The 18373-nt window shown below is 64.2% G+C and carries 15 protein-coding genes; 5 read left to right on the forward strand and 10 right to left on the reverse strand.

The window, feature by feature from the left end; all coding sequences use genetic code 11:
• Positions 1-127: 127 nt before the first annotated feature.
• Complete coding sequence (locus tag ACE04A_RS07860; RefSeq protein WP_448716145.1) at positions 128-1009, reverse strand: PhzF family protein; 882 nt, start codon at positions 1007-1009, stop codon at positions 128-130.
• 339 nt (positions 1010-1348) lie between these two features.
• Between ACE04A_RS07860 and ACE04A_RS07865 the strand changes: the two genes are divergently transcribed.
• Entirely contained in the window at positions 1349-7444 is a 6096-nt protein-coding gene (locus ACE04A_RS07865) for an autotransporter outer membrane beta-barrel domain-containing protein (RefSeq protein ID WP_485820018.1), read from the forward strand.
• A 40-nt stretch (positions 7445-7484) separates the two neighbouring features.
• On the opposite strand, the gene ACE04A_RS07870 is transcribed toward ACE04A_RS07865, so the two are convergent.
• The 5 genes from ACE04A_RS07870 to ACE04A_RS07890 form a co-directional block, all read right to left on the reverse strand.
• On the reverse strand, positions 7485-8927 hold the full coding sequence (locus ACE04A_RS07870) for an efflux transporter outer membrane subunit (protein WP_485820019.1): 1443 nt from the start codon (positions 8925-8927) through the stop codon (positions 7485-7487).
• A gap of 9 nt (positions 8928-8936) precedes the next feature.
• Positions 8937-9866 (reverse strand): efflux RND transporter periplasmic adaptor subunit, encoded by a 930-nt coding sequence (locus ACE04A_RS07875; RefSeq protein WP_485820020.1) that lies wholly within the window; start codon positions 9864-9866, stop codon positions 8937-8939.
• Positions 9859-10053: a DUF1656 domain-containing protein gene (locus ACE04A_RS07880; protein WP_050446448.1), complete on the reverse strand. Its 195-nt coding sequence runs from the start codon at positions 10051-10053 to the stop codon at positions 9859-9861. Before ACE04A_RS07880 ends, ACE04A_RS07875 begins: the two co-directional genes overlap by 8 nt.
• A complete protein-coding gene (locus tag ACE04A_RS07885) occupies positions 10043-12115 on the reverse strand; it encodes an FUSC family protein (protein WP_485820021.1) in 2073 nt (690 codons plus the stop codon). The genes ACE04A_RS07880 and ACE04A_RS07885 overlap by 11 nt, the downstream gene beginning before the upstream one ends.
• Positions 12116-12358: 243 nt before the next feature.
• Positions 12359-13291: a LysR family transcriptional regulator gene (locus ACE04A_RS07890; protein ID WP_448716141.1), complete on the reverse strand. Its 933-nt coding sequence runs from the start codon at positions 13289-13291 to the stop codon at positions 12359-12361.
• Positions 13292-13455: 164 nt separating this feature from the next.
• Between ACE04A_RS07890 and ACE04A_RS07895 the strand changes: the two genes are divergently transcribed.
• On the forward strand, positions 13456-14349 hold the full coding sequence (locus ACE04A_RS07895; RefSeq protein ID WP_279996793.1) for an oxidoreductase: 894 nt from the start codon (positions 13456-13458) through the stop codon (positions 14347-14349).
• A gap of 77 nt (positions 14350-14426) precedes the next feature.
• Here the strand turns inward: ACE04A_RS07895 and ACE04A_RS07900 are convergent, their stop codons facing one another.
• The gene (locus ACE04A_RS07900) at positions 14427-14921 is read right to left on the reverse strand and encodes a hypothetical protein (protein WP_448716140.1); all 495 of its coding nucleotides are present in this window, start codon (positions 14919-14921) and stop codon (positions 14427-14429) included.
• 341 nt (positions 14922-15262) lie between these two features.
• On the opposite strand from ACE04A_RS07900, the gene ACE04A_RS07905 reads away from it, so the two are divergent.
• Positions 15263-15457 (forward strand): hypothetical protein, encoded by a 195-nt coding sequence (locus tag ACE04A_RS07905; protein ID WP_448716139.1) that lies wholly within the window; start codon positions 15263-15265, stop codon positions 15455-15457.
• A gap of 258 nt (positions 15458-15715) precedes the next feature.
• Positions 15716-16159 (forward strand): hypothetical protein, encoded by a 444-nt coding sequence (locus ACE04A_RS07910; RefSeq protein ID WP_448716138.1) that lies wholly within the window; start codon positions 15716-15718, stop codon positions 16157-16159.
• On the opposite strand, the gene ACE04A_RS07915 is transcribed toward ACE04A_RS07910, so the two are convergent.
• Complete coding sequence (locus ACE04A_RS07915) at positions 16140-16529, reverse strand: winged helix-turn-helix transcriptional regulator (protein ID WP_448716137.1); 390 nt, start codon at positions 16527-16529, stop codon at positions 16140-16142. The genes ACE04A_RS07910 and ACE04A_RS07915 overlap by 20 nt on opposite strands.
• Positions 16530-16563: 34 nt before the next feature.
• On the opposite strand from ACE04A_RS07915, the gene ACE04A_RS07920 reads away from it, so the two are divergent.
• Entirely contained in the window at positions 16564-17388 is an 825-nt protein-coding gene (locus ACE04A_RS07920) for an SDR family NAD(P)-dependent oxidoreductase (protein WP_448716136.1), read from the forward strand.
• A gap of 29 nt (positions 17389-17417) precedes the next feature.
• Here the strand turns inward: ACE04A_RS07920 and ACE04A_RS07925 are convergent, their stop codons facing one another.
• Positions 17418-17753: a hypothetical protein gene (locus ACE04A_RS07925; protein WP_448716135.1), complete on the reverse strand. Its 336-nt coding sequence runs from the start codon at positions 17751-17753 to the stop codon at positions 17418-17420.
• 317 nt (positions 17754-18070) lie between these two features.
• The coding region (locus tag ACE04A_RS07930; RefSeq protein ID WP_485820022.1) for a transposase at positions 18071-18373 on the reverse strand (303 nt) is incomplete at its 5' end.

Raw genomic sequence — 18373 nt, forward strand, 5'->3', positions numbered from 1 at the left:
CAATTTTGCCGCGAAATTGCAGTCTGACACCATTGTTGCCGGTTCGACTTGCGGTCAGCGGAAGCGGCCTACGACGCGATCACCAACGCAAGCGCGCGCGGAAAAATCGTCGTGGATGTGGCATGACCTAAACCGCGATGCTTCCGTCCACGCACGTGACCGACTGACCGCCGATGCGGATGACGTCTACACCGTCGAAGGTCACCGCGATGTTTCCCGCCCGGCCCACGGCAGCACCCTGGGCGCTGAGAAAGCGATTGCCAAAGGTCTGGATCTGCCCGGCATCCCGAATAAACGCGGCGACAGAACCGTTGCCGCTGCCGCACACCGGGTCTTCGTTGACACCGATGCTTGGGGCAAATGCGCGCACTTCAATCGCGGTGAGCGACCCCTTGTCATGCGGCCCAAAGACCACGACCCCGGTCGCTGCATTGCGCTTGTCAAACGCGGCCATGCGCGCGAAGTCCGGACGCAACGCCAGTACCGAGGCCGCGCTGTCCAGTTGCGCAATCGTCCAGACCGGCCCCACATCGATGAACTTGGGAGCGGGATCGCGCCTCACCGGCATACCCAAAATCGCTTCCAGCTCGACGATCTGTTCGCTGGTCAACGCCACCAGCTTGGGTTGCGGCAGGGTGAATGCAATCACCGGGCTGGCCGCGTCAGATTCCGTCACGGTCAGTGGGATCAAGCCTGCCGCGCACTCTTGGGTAAGCGCGCCGTCTTTCGGGGCGATTTTCCCGGCTTCCAGCAGCGCGTGCGCGGTGCCAAGCGTGGGGTGTCCCGCGAAGGGAAGCTCGGAATGGGGCGTGAAGATGCGGACGCGGTAATCGGCATTGGCTTGCGTGGCGGGCAGTACGAACGTTGTCTCCGACAGGTTCGTCCAGTTGGCAATGCGTTGCATCTGCTCGTCGCTGAGACCTTCCGCGTCAAGAACGACCGCGACCGGGTTGCCCTGGTACGGAACGTTGGTGAACACATCAACTTGTTTGAATGGTACCGAGGGCATGGGTGTCTCCCTTGAGGGGCCGGTTGCAAAAAATCATCATAGATGTCGACGGGCTGACGCGCACGGACTGTCGTTGTGGTTTTTTGACAAACCTGGCACCGATTCGTCGACTGAAAAATACGTTTCGTCGAAGCAGTAAAGCTCGCCTTCGTCCTGCGTGCTAAAAATCCCCGAGATCAGAATTAATCAGAAAACTAATGCGGCCTGTTGTTACGGGCTTGCTGCAAGGGGTTGAAGATGAAGAAGGCGACCGCAAAGCGGACTTTGCGCGCAGGGGCCGCTCTGTGCCCTGGTTTTGAACCGCGTCGGTCGCTGCCGCGCCCCGCGAACTGGCTAGGGATGTTCTCAGTCACTGCGGTCGGCCTGATTCTGGCGCAGCCTGCCGTCGCGGCGTTGAGTTGCCCGGCGGTCGATACCAATCCCTCCAATTCCACCACCTGCACCATTTCGTCCAGCCAGGGCGGGGCAGGGGCGCAGGTCAACGTCACCAATACCGCCAGCGCGGGCACCGGCGACAACATCGGCGACTACGGTGGCAACTACACGGTGATCAACAACGGCGCAGTGTTGCAGCCCAGCGCCCCACAGGGCGGCATCTTCGTTCGGCTTACCGGCGGCATGGGGTCCAGCGACACCAGCAATAACGCAACAAACGGCGGTAACGGCGGCACCATCACCATCAACAACAACGGCGGGACAATCACGGTGCAGAACGCGCCGACCGCCAGCGGGCAAGGCAGCGGACCCGGCATCTGGGCGGATTCGGGATCGCAGTTCGGCATCTATGGCGCCTCGGTCGGCGGTATTGGCGCCAACGCCAGCGACACGGTGATTGGCGGGGGCAACGGCGGCCAGGGCGGCGATGGTTCAGCCGTCACGGTTACGAATAGCGGCAACATCAGCGTGTCGAACCTGCCGTATGGCGGCGTGGGTATCTACGGCGCCAGCATCGGCGTCGTGGGCGGAAACCAGGACAGTGCGGCGACGGGCGATCAGAACGGCGGCAATGGCGGTGGCAGCAATATCGTCAATATCAACAACAGCGCTTCGGTCTCGGTCACCGGCACCGCCGGGCGCTACGCCTGGGGCATCGGCGCTGAATCCATCGCCGGCGATGGGGGGCATGCCAATGGCAGCGGCTCCAGCGCCGGAGCGACCAATTACTCGAATCCCACCCTCATCACCAACACCGGCAACGTATCGGTGAACGTGAACGGGTCGGCGCTGGGCAGCGTACGCGGCCTGTATATCTTGAGCCAGGGTGGCAACGGCATGACGTCTTCGGACGGCAGCGACAACGGCGGCACTGGTGGCCAATTCGGCGCGATGAGCGTCGTCAACAGCGGCCAGGTCTCCGTGGCCAGCACGTCGACGGTAGCGCCTACCAGCCTGCCGAAGGCGTCTGGCGGGATCGTCGTCATCGGGCTTGGGGGCAATGGGGGCATGGGCCCGCAGACGATCACCAACACCAGCGGCGAGATCGGCGGGTACGGCGGCGGCAACGGCAACACGACCACCGCCGTTACGCTGAACAGCGGGTCGTTGGTCACGACCTCTGGCGACTACCTGCCCGGCGTCAATGTGATCACGCTGGGCGGTAACGGCGGCGCGGGCCGCGAAGACAGTAACGGTGCGGTCGGCGGCAACGGCGGCACGGTCAACATTGCCATGAACGGCAATGCCAGCATCCAGACCAATGGCGTGCAGTCGCACGGCATCTCGGCAATCAGCCAGGGCGGCGCGGGCGGCGGGGTCGAGACCAGCAGCGGCCTCATCGACTTCACGCCCGAGAACGCCGGCAGCGGCGGCGCGGGCGAGGCAGTCACCGTAACCACCACCGGCGGCTCCATCCAGACCAGGAACGATGACTCCATCGGCATCCTCGGCCAGTCCATGGGCGGCGTCGGTGGCGTCACCACCGGCAACTTCGAACTGTTCGGCAACGCCGGCGCCGATGCGGGTATCGGCGGGGCCAGCGGCACGGTCACGATCAACAGCCAATCGTCGATCTCGACCACCGGCCAGTCTTCGCACGGTATTTCGGCGCAGGCCATTGGCGGCGGCGGCGGAACAGCGGGCGTCAGCAGCGGCATCATCGCGTTGGGCGGCGCGGGCGGCACGGCGGTGTCTGGCGGCACGGTCAATATCAACCAGTCCGGCGGGCTGAGCACCAGCGGCACGGGATCAATCGGGATGTTGGGCCAGTCCATCGGGGGTGGCGGCGGGGACGGCGGCGCGGCAAACGGTGTGGCCGTCATTGGTGGCCAGGGCGGAGGCGGCGGCAACGGCGGCTCGTCCACCGTCGGCATGAACGGCTACACATTGAATACCAGCGGGGACCATGCCTACGGCATCGTGTCGCAGTCCATCGGTGGCGGCGGCGGGACCGGCGGCGCGGCGTCTTCCTACGACGCCGGCGTGGGGTTTGCCATCGCCGTTGCGGTGGGCGGCACCGGCGGCAGCGGTGGCGCGGGCGGTACGGCAGTGGGCAATGTTTCCAACGCAAGCCTGACGACAGGGTCGTCGGGCACCACCAATGGCGACGCGCACGGCGTGGTCGTGCAATCCATCGGCGGCGGTGGCGGAGCAGGTGGCGCGTCCGTGGCGAAAGCCCTGGCGATTGCCGTTCCGGACGAGGACGCGTCCTTTGGCGTGGCGGTGACGTTTGCGATGGGCGGTTCCGGCGCAACGGGCGGCGCAGGCGGCACGGCGTCGTCGGCCATCAATAACTCGATTCTGACCACCTACGGCGCCAACTCGCAGGGCGTGCTGGTGCAATCCATCGGCGGCGGCGGTGGCCTGGGCGGCAGCGCCTCGGCGCTGTCGACGGTGGTTGGCACCGGAGATTCCGTGGGCGGCACCGTTCAGTCGTCAGTGGGTGGCAGCGGCGGGCCGGGCAGCTATGGTGGCACTGCCACGCTTAGCTTGGCGGGCAGCACCATCACCACGTGGGGAGACTCCGCGAACGCCCTGGTGCTGCAAAGCATCGGCGGCGGCGGCGGGTCGGGCGGCGTGGGCTCCGCCACCGGCCGTAGCCCGAATGTGGATGCCAACGTATCCATCACGGCGAACGTAGGCGGCATCGGCGGCGCCGGCGGGCAGGGCGGCACGGCTTCGCTGACCGTCGACCCCTCCAGCACGGTCGTCACCCACGGCGACGGCGCGCGCGCGGTGCTGGTTCAGTCCATCGGCGGTGGCGGCGGTTCGTCGCAAGGCGGCCAGGTCGGGCTTGCCGTCAGTAGCGAAAGCGAAGACGGCTCGACCGACGTCCGGGGCACCGTGTCGGTCGGCCGTGGCGGTACCGGTGGTGGCTACGGCGGCACCATCAATTTGAACAGCGATGGCAGTGTCACCACCCATGGCGCGGATGCCGACGGCTTGCTGGTGCAGAGCATTGGCGGCTCGGGCGGCCTGGGCGGTGCGGTGGGCGGCACCAGCGAGAACAGCGCATCGGACTCGTTGGGCGATTCGGGTACGACGTACCAGTTCAACGTCTCGGTTGGCGGCAATGGTGGCGCCGGCGGCAATGGCGGCGCAATCGGAACCTCTTCCACGGCCGCCAGCCTTGGCGCTTCCACAAATACCTTCGGCGACTACGCGGACGCCGCGGTACTGCAATCCATTGGCGGTGGCGGCGGCGCGGGCGGGGCATCGACCGCGTCATCCAGCATTTCTTCATCCAACGTGTCGATTTCGGTGGGCGGTTCCGGCGGGTCTGGCGGCGCGGGCGGCAGCATCAATGCCTTCCTGAATGGCAACGGCACCAACAGCTTCAACACGTCTGGCTATGGCGCCATGGGCATCGTCATGCAGTCCATTGGCGGCGGCGGCGGAATGGGCGCCACCGGATCGCCGCTGGCCAAGGGCTCGCTGCGTGTTGGAGCCACGGGTGGCAGCGGTGGAGCGGGCGGCAACGTCACGGTAACCGGCGGCAGCTATGCCTCCATCCAGACCAACGGCGACAGCGCCCACGGACTGGTCTTGCAGTCCATTGGCGGGGGCGGCGGTATTGCAATGGCCGGCAACACGACATCCGCCGCAAGCCCGGGCAGCCAGCAATTCAACCTGCACGCGGGCAGCGCCGGCGTTGGCGGCACGGGCGGCCCGATCAATGCGTCCGTCGGCCTCAACCTGAACACCTATGGCGATCGGGCGATTGGCGTTATCGCGCAATCAATCGGCGGCGGCGGGGGCATCGTTTCGTCCGGCACCGCAACCGGCGTGGGCACGACGGTCTTGGGCGGGGGCAATTCCAATGGCGGTTCGGTGAACCTGGACCTGCAATACACCCTGAACACGCATGGCGCGGGCGCGCACGGCATCGTGGCGCAGTCCATCGCCGACGGCGGCGGCATCCTGGGAGACACGACAAAGCTGATCACCACGAACCCTGCCGGGTTTCTGCCTAGCACGTTCAACTCCAGCAGCGCCGGCAGCGTATCGGTTTCCTTTAACGGAAACCTGTCGACCGTGGGCGCCAATTCCTACGGCATCATCGCGCAGTCCATCGGCGGTGGCGGCGGCCTGGCCGGCGGCCCGCAGGGCGGCTTTGCAGGATCGGTAAGCAGCAGCGCGGGCTACGCAAGCAGCGTCACCGTCAACCAAAGCGGAACGCTTAGCGCAAAGGGTTCGGATTCCACGGGCATCATGGCGCAAAGCCAGGGCGGACAAGGCGAACAGAGCGTCACGGTCAACATCAACGGCAGCGTGGTGGGCGGCACCAACAGCGGCAAGGGCGTGTGGATACTGGACGGCCGCAACAACGTCGTCAACGTCAACGCAGGCGGCTCACTGAGCGCGTTGTCGAACACGGCGTTGATGTTCAATGGCGATTCCACAACGGCGGCGGGTTCCTTTCTTACTCTGAACAACACCGGTACCGTCAGCGGCAACGTCTTTTGCGGCAACAGCGATTCCACCGGCGCGTGCAATATCTACGTGCAGCCAGGCGGCGTTGCCAACGCGGCCGTTGCGTACCAGGCCAACGTCATCAACTCGGGGCTGATCGTGATTGGCTCGCCAGGCCAATTCCAGACCCTGACCGTAAGCGGCAATTTCCGGCAGGCCGATAGCGGCGTCCTGCGCGCCGACGTGGATTTCGACAAGATGCGCGCGTCACGGATGGTGGTGCAAGGCAATGGCGACCTGAACGGCAAGATCGACGTGCTGGCCGCCGCGCTTTTGCCCGACCGCGAGTTGACGGTGCTGACAGTGCAGGGCGATTCCCAAGGCAGCGCGGACGCCATGGACAGCCCCGTCTTCGATTACACAACGCGCCAGGTCGGCCAGGACACCCGCATCCGCGTGTCGGCCGCTAACTTCAATGCGTCATCGATGCAGCTGAAATCAAACCAGGGGCAGGTGGCGAATCACCTTCAGCGCATCTGGGACGCCGGCGGCAATTCTGCCCTGGCGCCGCTGTTTGGCCAGTTGGACCAGGCTTCGCGTGTGGGGGCCGGCGCCTATCAAGACAGCGTGGCCAACCTGTCGCCGGGCGTCACGGCCGCGCCCGCCGTGCAGTCGGCCGCAAACCTTGGGCAATTCACTGGCGCAATGATGTCGTGCCCCACGTTCACCGGCGTCGCCGCATTTACCGGCGAGCAGAATTGCTTCTGGGGCCAGGTCACGGGGCGCACTACCGACCAGGACGGCAGCAAGGGCACGACGGGCTTCAGCTACGACACGGTGACCTACCAGTTTGGTGGCCAGCGTGAAGTCAGCCCGGGCTGGTTCGTGGGCGGCTCGGCTGCCTATGAAAACAGCAAAGTGCGCGCCACCAACGGCAACGTGCGCGGCGATGGCGACAGCGGCTATGTCGGCGCGGTGGTCAAGCGCGAGGAAGGGCAGTGGGTGTTCTCGGCGGCGGTGGGCGGCGGCTACGGCGGCTATCGCATGGATCGCAACATCGACATCGCGGGATACCAAGACACCCTGACCAGCCATCCCGATGTCTACGGCTTCAACGCGCGCCTGCGCGCCGCCCGCACGTTCGCTTACGACAATATGTATGTGAAGCCCTACCTGGACGTCGACGCCAGCTACACCCGCATGCCGGGATACCAGGAGTCGGGATCAAATCCGCTGGCCTTGTCGGTGGACGGCAGCGACCAGTTCATCCTGGGCCTGTCACCCATGATCGAATTCGGCGGACGCGCAGAGCTGCCCGATGGCGCCATACTGCGGCCGTTCCTGTACGCGGGTGTGTCGTTCCTGTCGAAGAATGACTGGACGTCCAGCGCACGCCTGCGCGGCGCGCCTGCCGGGACGGGGTCGTTTGATACGACGCTGCCTATTGATGATGTGGTGGGGAAGGTTGGGGCGGGGCTGCATGTGATGCGAGCAGGGGGCGTGGATTTTCGGCTGCAGTATGACGGGCAGTTTTCCGAGCATGTGCGCAGCCACAGCGGGACGTTGAAGGTGATGGTGCCGTTTTAAGGGTGGGCGGCTTCAACGTGCCGGCTGCTTACACCGGCATCTAAGGAGCCAATGCCGCGTCCGACGACCCAGCCCCCAACGCCTTGTACAAGGCAATGCCTCCTTGCAATTGCGCCAACTGGCTGATGGCCAACGCATCGCGTGCCTGGTTCAGGCTGCGCTGCGCCACCAGCACCGGCAGGTAAGCGCTCAACCCGCGCGCGTAGAGTTGGCGGGTCTGTTCCAGGGCTTGTTGGCTGGCGGCCGCGGCCTTCTGCAACGCGGCTTGTCGTTGGCGTTGGCTGGTCCATGCGGTCAAAGCGTCTTCCACGTCGCGCAGCGCCGAACGTACGTCCCGTTCGTAGACGCGCCGTACGGCGTCGGCGTTCGCCTGTGCCGCGGTCACGCCTGCGCGCGCGCGGCCGGCGTCGTAGAGAGGCTGGCTGCCCTGCACGGCCGCCGACCACGCCAGGCTGGCGCCTGAGAACAGGTCGTGGATGACGCTGGCGGTGGTGCCCAGCCCCAAGGGAATACGGAATGTGGGAAAGCGTGCGGCCTGCGCCACGCCGATTTGCGCGGTGGCGGCGGCCAGGCGTCGTTCGTCGGCGCGCAGGTCGGGGCGTTGGCGAATGACGTCCGACGGCAGTGACAGAGGCAGATCGGCTGGCATGGGCAAAGCCGGCGCGGACGTTGCGAGGTCGGCATGCCAGTCCCCGGGAAACCCACCCGCCAGCACACCGATGGCATGGCTGAAACGGGCGATTTCCGCGTCCAGCAAGGGCGGCTGCGCCTCGGCAGTTTCGCGCTCGGCACGTGCCAGGGTGACGTCGGCCAGCGTGCCCAGGCCACTGCGGTGCGCTTGTTCGGCCAAGCGCTCGGTTTCGGCCAGCGTACGAATGTTGTCTTGTGCGATGGCCAGGCGCAGTTGCGCGGCACGCAGCCCGGCGTAATCGGCCACCAGTTCGGCGACCAGACTTACTTGCAGCGCACGACGGTCCTCGGCCAACGCCTGGATGCCGGCATCGGCGGCCTCGACCGCGCGGCGCGTGCCGCCGAACAGGTCCAGCTCCCAACTCGCATCCAAGCCCAGATGCCAGGCTCGCGCCTGTCCGCCAGGCTGCGAGCTGAGTGCCTTGCTGCCGCGTGTTGCTTCGCCGGCGGCTCCGGCCGAGACCTCGGGCAAGGCGGCCGAGGCGATTTGCACGCGCTCGGCGCGTGCCTGGCGCAGGCGTGCCAAGGCGATGTCCAGATCCTGATTGTGCGCCAGGGTCTGTTCGACAAGGCGGTCCAGCAAGGGATCCTGGAAGGTGCGCCACCACGTACGCAGGCCATCGTGGTCGCCATCGGACATGGCGGCGTCGGCATCAATCCAGTGCGCGGGCACATCCAGCGTCGGCGTGCGGTAATCCGGCCCCACGGTGGAGCAGCCGGTCAGGAATGCCAACAGGGAAGGAAGCAGCGCCTGCCGAAGGCGCGACTGGGTGCGAGGGATAGGTACATGCATGGCCTTGCCTCACATCCAGCGGTGTAGCAGCGAGATCAGCCGGCCCTGGGGCACCGGCGCGCCTGGCGAGGGCGTGACCTCGATGCTGCCGGTCATGCCGGCCGCCAGCAGGACGTCATGCGGGACATGCTCGAATTCGACGCGCACCGGGATGCGCTGCGCCAGCCGCACCCAACTGAAGCTGGGTTCCACGCTTGGCAGGCCTTGCGCGTCGGCCTGCTGGTTGCTGTCGGTAATGCCTCGCCCGATGCTGGCCACCCGCCCCGGCAACACCTGGTCGTACCCCATCAGGCGGATCCGCGCCGCCGCGCCGGGTTGGATGCCGCGCAGTTTGGTTTCCTCGAAGTAGCCGGTGATCCAGAAGCTGTGGGCGTCGATCAGGGCGATGTTGGGTTGCCCCGTCACGGCGTAGTCGCCCTTGTTCAATCGCAGGCGCGTGACGTAGCCATCGGTTGGCGCACGCAGTTCAGTGCGTGCAAGATCCAGCTTCGCCCTGTCCACGGCGACCTGTGCACTGCTTAGGTCGGCCCGGGCGATGGCGGCCGCCTGGTTCGCCCGCTGGATGTCTTCGGCCGGCACCAGGCTTTCCATGCCCCGGCGTCGCCGTGCCTCGTCGGGTTTCTGGCGCAAGGACACCTCGGCGGATGCCAACTGCGCTTCTGCCTGGGCCAACGCCAGCGCGAAGCTGGCATTGTCGATGCGATAGAGCAGGTCACCTTGTTTGACGTATTGATCGTCCATGACCGAGACCTCGACGACGGTGCCTGACACCTCGGGAGCGATACGCACAATCTGCGCGCTGACACGGCCATCGCGGGTCCAGGGGGCGACGACGTAGGCGCGCCACAGCGCGCTGACCAGAAACCCGGCAGCAACGACCACCGCCAGGGTGAGGCCTGCGCGCAGCACGAGCTTGGCGGGAAATGAACGTTCAGACATAAAGCACCAACAGGGAAACAAGACAAAGGGAAATGGCGAACTCGAACAGGCCCGGATGCCACACCCAGCGCAGCACCCCGCAACGCACCAACACGAAGCGAAGGCCCATATAGATAGGCAGCGCCAGGCAGGCGTACACAAGGAACGGTGGCAGGTAGATGCCGGCCAAAGAAAATTCACTGAGCATGGGTGTGGCCTTCAGAGGAATAAGGAACGTCGTTCGCATGGCGTTCCAGCAGCGCGGCGATGTCGAGCAGCACGACCGCCACGCGCCGCACCTCATCCATCGTGGCGTTGGACCGCACCGGCAAACGCGCCAAGGACGTCGCTGCGCGGCGGGCATGGCGTGCGGCCCGCGCGGGAACATCGGCCCGCTGGCGCAGATGGCGCAGCGTGCGCGCCACCACGCGCGGCCATTCGGCGTCCTGGGGCGCCTGCCGCAGCCAGCGTCGCAGGCGCAGGATTTCCCGCCCCAGATGCAGGCTGGTCAGCGCCTGGGCGATGGCGCGATCCATCGCCTGCGGCTGCGTCCTGAGCAAGGCGCCAAGTTGCGCGATGCGGTGTTGCTGGCGCCATTGCCAGGCCGCTGCATCGGGCGGCTCGTTGCGCAAGGTGGCCAGCGCCGCGTCGCGGATGCGCTGGCGCAAGCGCGTGACGTCGCGCGCCCCGTTGCGCGGCAGCACGATCTTGAAGCCAAGCAGCGTGAAACATGTCGCCAGGATCCAGGCCACTGCGCCATTTAGGAACAGTGCAAAGTCGTAGCGCATGGGGTTGTCCGCCGCCGCCAGGGTCGTGAACGCCACCAGATAGGCCACGCCCGCCAGCGCATAGCGCGGCATCGTGGTGGCATACACGCCAGGCAGCCAGAACAGGCTCAGGGTCACCAGCAGCAGCGGCAGGCCCGAGACGTGCGGCAGCACGATGAAAGTGCACAGAAAGGCCATCGCCACGGCGGCCACCGTGCCCTTGATGAATTCGGCCGCACCCAGCGCGGGATTGGGCGCAGTGGACAGCAGGGCGCATGCCGCCGCCAAGCCCGCCAGCATCATGTTGCCTTCCGTCCAGCCGGTGGCGATCCAGAACGCTCCTCCCATCAACACAGTGAGCAGGGCGCGCACGCCATTCTGGAAAGCCGCCACCGTGTCGCGGTGAAACGGCACGGACACGCGCGCCGGCGTCGGTGTGGCTTGGTGGAAGCGCTTGATACCTTCAATGGCTTGCAGGTAATCGTCCAGTTGCTCGATCAAGCGATCGCCTGCGATCATCAAGGCGGCTTGCTCGGAGGCATCGTCCAGCGAGGTCGAGGAAAGGACCGCCACCAGCCGGGCGCGCAGGGCGATCAGTCGCTCGATGGCTCGCGTCGTTGAGGTCGGGCCGCGTCCGGTCGGGCCGTGTCCGGTCGGGCCGCGCTCGGTCGGGCCGCGCTCGGCCGAGCCGCTTTCCTGCGCCAGCGCCTGCGCGACCTCCCGCCATGCTTCCTCCCAGTCCGGCTGCAACGCACTCAGCGTAGCGAGGCCGGGGCTGTGTTCGCGCAGGGGCGGCGCGCCGCCCACCAAGGCCGAAAACAGCGACACCATCGTGTGCCGCACCGTGCCGGCGCGATGGGCCAGATCAGCGGACTCGGCCTTGCCCAGCGCCAGCAGATCGTCCACGCCATACACCTCGGTGATGAGCGAGCGTCGTCCGGCATCCAGGGGCTTGGCGCCCGGCTCCGCGCTGCCTTGAATAGCTTGGTGATGCGTCGCCAACACGCCCGCCGGCGCGGCCGCAAGGCGGTCGAGCAGTATGGCCAGGCGGCTATGTACGCTGCGGCTGCTGAACACGGCCGACACCAGCGCCAGGCAAACCACGCCGATCAGCACGGACGCGCCACGCCCCATCACCTGATCGAAGGTGCGTTCCGGATGCTGCATGGCGCCGTAGGCCGCCAAGCCCACGGTATAGCCCGCCAGCGTGGCGCCATAGGCCCGGAAATGACGCAGCAGCGTCATGCCCACCACGCACACCCCCAGCCATACGCCGAACCCGAACAGAAAGAGCCAGGGCATTTGGCCGAAGGCGCTCATCAGCACGAAGGCCGCCAGCATCCCGACCAGCGTGCCCAGCACCCGCCACACCCCTTTGCCGATCACGCCGCCCTGGACAGGGTTGATGACGAGCAGCACGCTGGAAGCCGCCGCGTAGGGCGCATGCAGTTCCAGCAGATAGGCCACCACCAAGGCCAGGCAAGCGGCCAGGATAGAACGCATTACGTAGGTTGCGCGTGGCGTCGTCAGATCAAGATAAGGCAGCCCACGCGCCAAGCCGTCCCGAAACCGGGAATGGCGTGGAGAGACGCCCGAATTTGCTTCAGGCACGTTCGCCGAATGCACGTTGCAACCCTTCTACAGAGATCAATACGCATCACTGTAGGTAGGGCCAATCATTCCGAAAAGTGAATTTATTGCACTCCAACGATTGCGTAAGACGCACGCATTGGGCCAAGCACCTTCCTATGGCTTGGCGCGCTTGGCCGCCTGTGCCTGGCTCTCGTTGGAAAGCGTATGGATGGTTTTCCGCAGCCATTGATGGGCCGGATCACCCTCCAGGCGCGGATGCCAGGCCTGCGTCAGCAGCACCGTTTCCAGCGGCGTCGGCAGGTCGAACACGCGAATGTGCAGGCCCGCGGACAGCGCGGCGCTGGCCAGATGCCGGGGCAGGGGCAGCAGCAGATCCGAATCTTGCAATGCGAACAGCGCCGTGTACGGATTGGGCACCACCAGGGCGACGTGCCGGCGCAGGCCCTGCGCTTCCAGCGCGGCATCCAGCGGCCCGGCGGCCTTGCCGCGCCGCGACACGTTGATGTGCTCCCAGCGCGTAAGGCGTTCGGGCGTGATCTCGTCGTCGAAAATCGGATGGTTGGCGCGCGCGACACCCACGAACGTCGTGGTGAACAGGGACTGCACACGAATCTCGGGCCCCAGCTTGCGCGAGGCGCTGATGAACAGGTCGATGCGGCCATTGCGCAGCGCCTCTTCGTCCACGTCGTCTTCCTCCGGCGAAAAGCGCAGCATCGCCCGTGGCATGTCCCGCGCCATCGCATCCAGAAGATGGCCCAGATGGATGCTTACAAACTCATCGGTGGCGCGCACGTTGAAACGCCGATCCAGCGATTTCAGGTCGATCTCGGCATCGGAAGCGAACACCTGCGAGGCCTGTTCGACCGCTGCCCGCACCTGTTCACGCAGTGCCAACGCTTTGGGAGTAGGCATGAGCTTGCGGCCGACCTGGACGAACACGGGATCGCCCAGCGCCTCCCGGATGCGGCTCAAGGTGCGGCTCATCGCCGGCGCACTCAAGTGCATGCGGCGCGCGGCGCCGATAACGCTGCCCTCGTCGAGCAGCGCATCCAGCGCCAGAAGAAGATTGAGATCGGGACGTGGCACGGCTGCCCTCTGTTGATTTACTTTTTTGCAATCATAGTTTGTATTAAATAACGAACGAAGCATCTACCCAACGCTCGCCGTCAATTCAAGCTGGACGGATAATTGGCGCCACCACGGCATCCATCATGCGACACGCGAGATGGCCCACAAAGGAATCCGCTTTGATGAACACTGAAACCAACCCTATTGCTGTAGTGGGTCCTGGTGCGATCGGCACCACAGTTGCGGCGATGCTGCATAAGGTCGGCCGCACGCCATTGCTGTGTGGACGGACTCCCCGCGATCACCTGACGCTGCTAGAGGGCGGCGGCTCTACGACCGTCCCGGGTCCGGTTCGGACGATCCCAACGCAGATTACTCGTACGGCTGATCTTGTCTTTCTTGCCGTCAAGACCACGCAGATCGAGGCGGCAGCCGAATGGCTCGCCGTGCTGGTCGGCCCAGAGACAGTCGTGTGCGTCTTGCAGAACGGGCTCGAGCAGTTAGAGAAGGTTGGACCGCGCGCTCCACGCGGACGAATCGTTCCCGCTGTCGTGTGGTTTCCGGCACAGGCGCAATCCGATGGCTCGGTACGCCTGCGCGGCGACGTGCGCCTGACGCTGCCTGATACGTCTGCTTCCCGCGTCGTGGCCGAAGCGCTGCAAGGCACGCAGTGCTACGTGGACTTGGCCGAAAACTTCAGCGCTCTCGCCTGGCGCAAGCTGATGCAGAACGCCGTGGCGGGACTCATGGTGCTCACGTCTCGTCGCTCGGGCATGTTCGGCCGTCCTGACATCGCCGGGCTGGCGTTGGCCTACTTGCGGGAATGCTTGGCCGTGGCACGCGCAGAGGGCATTGAACTTGGCGACGAAGTGCCGCAAGAGATTCTCGACAAATTCCAGTCGGCACCCGCAGACATGGGCACGTCCATTCTCGCGGATCGGGAAGCTGGCCGGCCACTGGAATGGGATATTCGCAACGGCATCATCGCGCGTCGCGGCCGGGCGCATGGCGTTCCGACGCCGATCAGCGACATCTTGGTGCCGCTTCTTGCGGCTGCGAGCGACGGTCCGGGCTGACCGCCCAGATAAGGTGTCGAGATAAGGTGTCAGACTGCAATTCCGCTGCGAAATTGCAGTCTGGCACTATTGTTAGATCAGGGAATCAGCCCGGCCTTCTGTAGCCGCCACGTCGGAATTTGATAGTCGTAGGTGGCGGCTTCCAGCGTCTCGAATTGCTTGAACCAAGGCGCAATGTGCTGGTCGATATCGTCCGGCAGCGTGGCCAGCCAAGCGGGCAGTTCTTCGGGTTCGCACAGCGCCACCGGCGCGCCGCTGGCAAACGTGTCTTCCGGAACCAGACCCTGGCCGGGTACGAGATACGCACGTCGATAGAGCCGACCCTTGTCCCAGACCTCGGTGGGCACGTAGACGGGCCATTCGCCTTTATGCGGTACGGAAACGTAGACGCCGATCGAGACCAGTTGCCGATTCTCGAACGAGTCCTTGTAGCGGTTGAGTACCAGGCCCTGTTCCACCTCGTTAATCGTGCGCCACAGGCAACGCTTGCGCTTGCGCCAACCGGCGAATGCGGGGTGAGGGCGCACGAGGTCCATGAAACCGTCTTCGATGGGTGGGAAGTTGATGGGCATGATGGGGGGCAGAGGGGGGAGTTGGGATATCAGGCTTGGCGCGATTTAAAGTGCTACCACTTGCCCGGTTGGTGACAGATAGCGAGGTTGATATGACTCAGTATGAACGATGGAGCATCGTCCTTACAGCGATAGGGCATGTGCTGGTTCTAGCGGGCATCCTATATGCGGCTCGCCAGTGGTCGCTTACGCGGAAGGCATTCGAAAGAGACCGGCACAGGGACACAACGAGGTATATAGCAGAGATTCGCCATCGAGTCGTGGATCTGGAAATGCAGATATTGACCAGCGGAGTGACCCCAGAGACCTTCGAGTCCAGGGTTGATTCAAGCAAGCCGGTCGTGAACCTTCTTAATGCCATCGAAGAGCTTGCCTTCGAAATCGAGTGCGGTCATTACGGCCCCATGCTTGCAGACTATGGCCGCGTACACGCCGCCCGCACCTACGCGCAGTGGAAGCCCGTGATCTATGACTATCGTCAAAGAACCGGGTCTACCGATATCTGGAGCCGACTTGAATTGCTGGCAATGCAGTAGAGGCCTGGTTTTGCGATATCCCGGTCGGACTCGATTGTTGGGCTAGGGTCAGCGCGTGATCGTTATTCGAAGTTGCCAAGCGCTCTGCGCGCCGGCTCGATGGGCTGCACCGGCGAGGCACTGCTTATCTCCTTGGCGCCATACATAATTTTGAGTACGTAGGAAACAGCTCAACCTCCTACGATCTTCCGTGAGGAACGCTTCCTCTCGATCGGCTTTCTGTTCAGTGAAGCCGCAGCCGCCACCACGGAGATAGACATGAGCGACAAGCATTCCGGCGAGGATATTGACGAGCGTGTTACAGCCAATGGAGAACTGGCCGTTGAACGTGAGCTTGCCCCAGCGAGCTACAAAATGTGGGACGTTCAATTTCCCACGTGGGAACCCAATTCCCTGCATTGGGTCGCTCCGTCAAACATCATTATCTACAGCGATGGAAATTGGTTCCTGTACGCGCAATCAATTTCCAATCAACGAAGAACGGGCGGATTCTTGGACACGGGTGACGACCGGACCTGGCTTGTGGCAACTGAATTCTTGAATGCCCAAGGGTCTGTGGTCCATGCACAGGAGTACGTTCTGCGTAGCTTGGGCTACAAACACAGCGAAGACAATGTTAAATCGTCGGGCAACGATTCACGATTGGCGGCAGTCGTAGCGCAAATCGTCGCGGCAAACTTCACTAGAACGATTCGCGTGTAGTCGCGTGATCCCGAGAGAACTCCCTTAACGCCATCAGCACCGGCATCAAGCCCATGCCTGCCTGGGTCAGCCTGTATTCAACGCGCGGCGGCTGCACGTTGAAGTCCTCGCGCTTCACCAGCCCATCGGCTTCCAATTCCCGCAAATGCTGCGTCAGCATCTTCTGCGAAATATCGGGAATGTCGCGTAGCAACTGCGAACTGCGCAGCGATGGCTCGGCGAATAGACGGAACAAAATCGGCAGCTTCCATCGTCCGCTGATCATGCGCAGCACACGGGAAACATGGGCTACCGATCCATCCGCACCCAGACAGGCGTCTCGCTGCTCTTCGTCCATAGGCACCTTTAAGTGCGTAATTGCCTGACTCATTCAACTGTCCTTAAATGTGGCGCTGGCGATAGTCATGGGAAATTATGCGATGGATTTGCAGTTGGACGGAAAAGTTGCCCTGGTCACAGGCAGCAGCAAAGGTATCGGCCAGGGCATTGCCCAAGCACTGGCCCAAGAAGGCGCCATCGTCGTCCTGCACGGCCGCAACAAAGCCAAGGCCGAGGAAGCGGCCAACGACATCGTCGCCCAGGGCGGACGCGCTTACGTCGTGGTCGGTGACCTGACGAACGAAGACGACGTGCAACGCCTGATAGATCAAGCACAGTCCTTCGTAAAGCCCGTACAGATCGTCGTCAACAACGCCGGCGGGTCAGGGCCATCAGAGGACTGGACCACAACTCGGCCTGACACCTGGGCGCTAGGGTATGACAAGAATGTGCTCGCGGCGGTCAGGGTTACGACACGCCTGCTGCCCGGCATGCGCGAATTGCAATGGGGCCGAGTCGTCAACATCTCCAGCCTGGCCGCGCTGATGCCGCCTGCCAAACGGCCCGACTACGCGGCCGCCAAAGCCGCCATGATCGCCATGACGGCGTCGTTGGCGAAGTCCGTTGCCAAGGACGGAATCACCGCCAACTGCGTGTCGCCCGGAACGATACGCAGCGCCAGCCTGGAGCAGGCTTTTCGTGCGGCGGCGGCTACCCGGGGATTGGCGATGGATGCGCCATGGAGCGACATCGAGAAGACCGCGCTGCCCATTTTCGCCGACGTGCCGATGGGGCGCGTCGGCACGCTGGAAGAGATTGCAGATGCCGTGTCGTTTCTGGTCAGCCCCAGGGCCGGCTATATCTCGGGGGCGAACATCAGGCTGGATGGCGGGATGTGGCCGGGGCTGTAGTGCGGGGCAGGGTGCGCCGTTGCGGGCAGTCAGGACGGGATGGGGCTGGCTGCATGGTGCAGGGACCGGTCCATTTCTGTACCGGTGCTGGTTGAGCGGGCTTGCTCCAACATTGCATCGGTCAGCGTGCCAACGTAGTCGCACATGCTTTGCACCCCGCCCATTAATGCGGCGATGGTCCATGGGTCCAAGGGTTTACTGCCGGTCGCGTCAGGTTCGAATGCGCTGTTGCCGACCAAGCGCGCGATGGCGTCGATGGCGTGGCGGGTGCGGTCGATGTGATGAAGATGCGCCAGAGGGACGAGGCCGAGTTCAGGGTCGGTGTCGATGGACCAGGGATTTTGGATGAGGGGGTGGTGGGGCATGGGGGCTACCTATAGTGGCGACGAATTCGCGAGTAAGGACGCGAGGACGTGAAAACGCCGCCTGAGTGGCGGACGGCCTCTATAGCTTTTCGGCTTCCAAACCGAACTACCGGGGATGGGGTAGTGGGGGGAGTATAGGGGAAGGGGGCGATGGGGATGGGTGTGATGGTCGGCTTTCGACCGATTCTGTTGAAAAACTCGATTGCTCGTCGCGATTGGTCGCGCTTACAAGGCCGATGACTTGGCGGCTTTCGCCATTTTTTCGATTGGAACCGGGTACTGATGCCCGGTTGCCTTGTTAATCGGTGGGTTTCGCCTCAACTGGGCGCACCTGTGCCCTGAACCGGTGGTCCCGGAGAGGTAAGCATCGCAAGACGACGTAGGTTCTGAACGGCTGCTGCAAGCGTGAATTCGTCTGCTGCACCAGTAAGTCCGCGCAACCGCAAGCGGTCGATCTTCAAAATACGTTTGAGGTGTGCAAACAGCACCTCGACTTTCTTTCGTTCGTGACGTGAGCGCTGGTATTGCACGGTGGCGCCGATACGCCTGGCTACATCGCGTGCATCCTCGTGAATGCTGCGAGCGATCTTGCGCATCGGCGTATTGGGGCAGCATTGCGG

The organism is Achromobacter colocynthidis (genome assembly GCF_057334535.1).

What these genes read in the sequence shown, in the direction of transcription:
- ACE04A_RS07860 (WP_448716145.1), bottom strand. Translation starts at nt 1,009, where the DNA reads ATGCCCTCGGTACCATTCAAACAAGTTGATGTGTTCACCAACGTTCCG.
- ACE04A_RS07865 (WP_485820018.1), top strand. Translation starts at nt 1,349, where the DNA reads ATGTTCTCAGTCACTGCGGTCGGCCTGATTCTGGCGCAGCCTGCCGTC.
- ACE04A_RS07870 (WP_485820019.1), bottom strand. Translation starts at nt 8,927, where the DNA reads ATGCATGTACCTATCCCTCGCACCCAGTCGCGCCTTCGGCAGGCGCTG.
- ACE04A_RS07875 (WP_485820020.1), bottom strand. Translation starts at nt 9,866, where the DNA reads ATGTCTGAACGTTCATTTCCCGCCAAGCTCGTGCTGCGCGCAGGCCTC.
- ACE04A_RS07880 (WP_050446448.1), bottom strand. Translation starts at nt 10,053, where the DNA reads ATGCTCAGTGAATTTTCTTTGGCCGGCATCTACCTGCCACCGTTCCTT.
- ACE04A_RS07885 (WP_485820021.1), bottom strand. Translation starts at nt 12,115, where the DNA reads ATGCGTTCTATCCTGGCCGCTTGCCTGGCCTTGGTGGTGGCCTATCTG.
- ACE04A_RS07895 (WP_279996793.1), top strand. Translation starts at nt 13,456, where the DNA reads ATGAACACTGAAACCAACCCTATTGCTGTAGTGGGTCCTGGTGCGATC.
- ACE04A_RS07900 (WP_448716140.1), bottom strand. Translation starts at nt 14,921, where the DNA reads ATGCCCATCAACTTCCCACCCATCGAAGACGGTTTCATGGACCTCGTG.
- ACE04A_RS07910 (WP_448716138.1), top strand. Translation starts at nt 15,716, where the DNA reads ATGAGCGACAAGCATTCCGGCGAGGATATTGACGAGCGTGTTACAGCC.
- ACE04A_RS07915 (WP_448716137.1), bottom strand. Translation starts at nt 16,529, where the DNA reads ATGAGTCAGGCAATTACGCACTTAAAGGTGCCTATGGACGAAGAGCAG.
- ACE04A_RS07920 (WP_448716136.1), top strand. Translation starts at nt 16,564, where the DNA reads ATGGGAAATTATGCGATGGATTTGCAGTTGGACGGAAAAGTTGCCCTG.
- ACE04A_RS07925 (WP_448716135.1), bottom strand. Translation starts at nt 17,753, where the DNA reads ATGCCCCACCACCCCCTCATCCAAAATCCCTGGTCCATCGACACCGAC.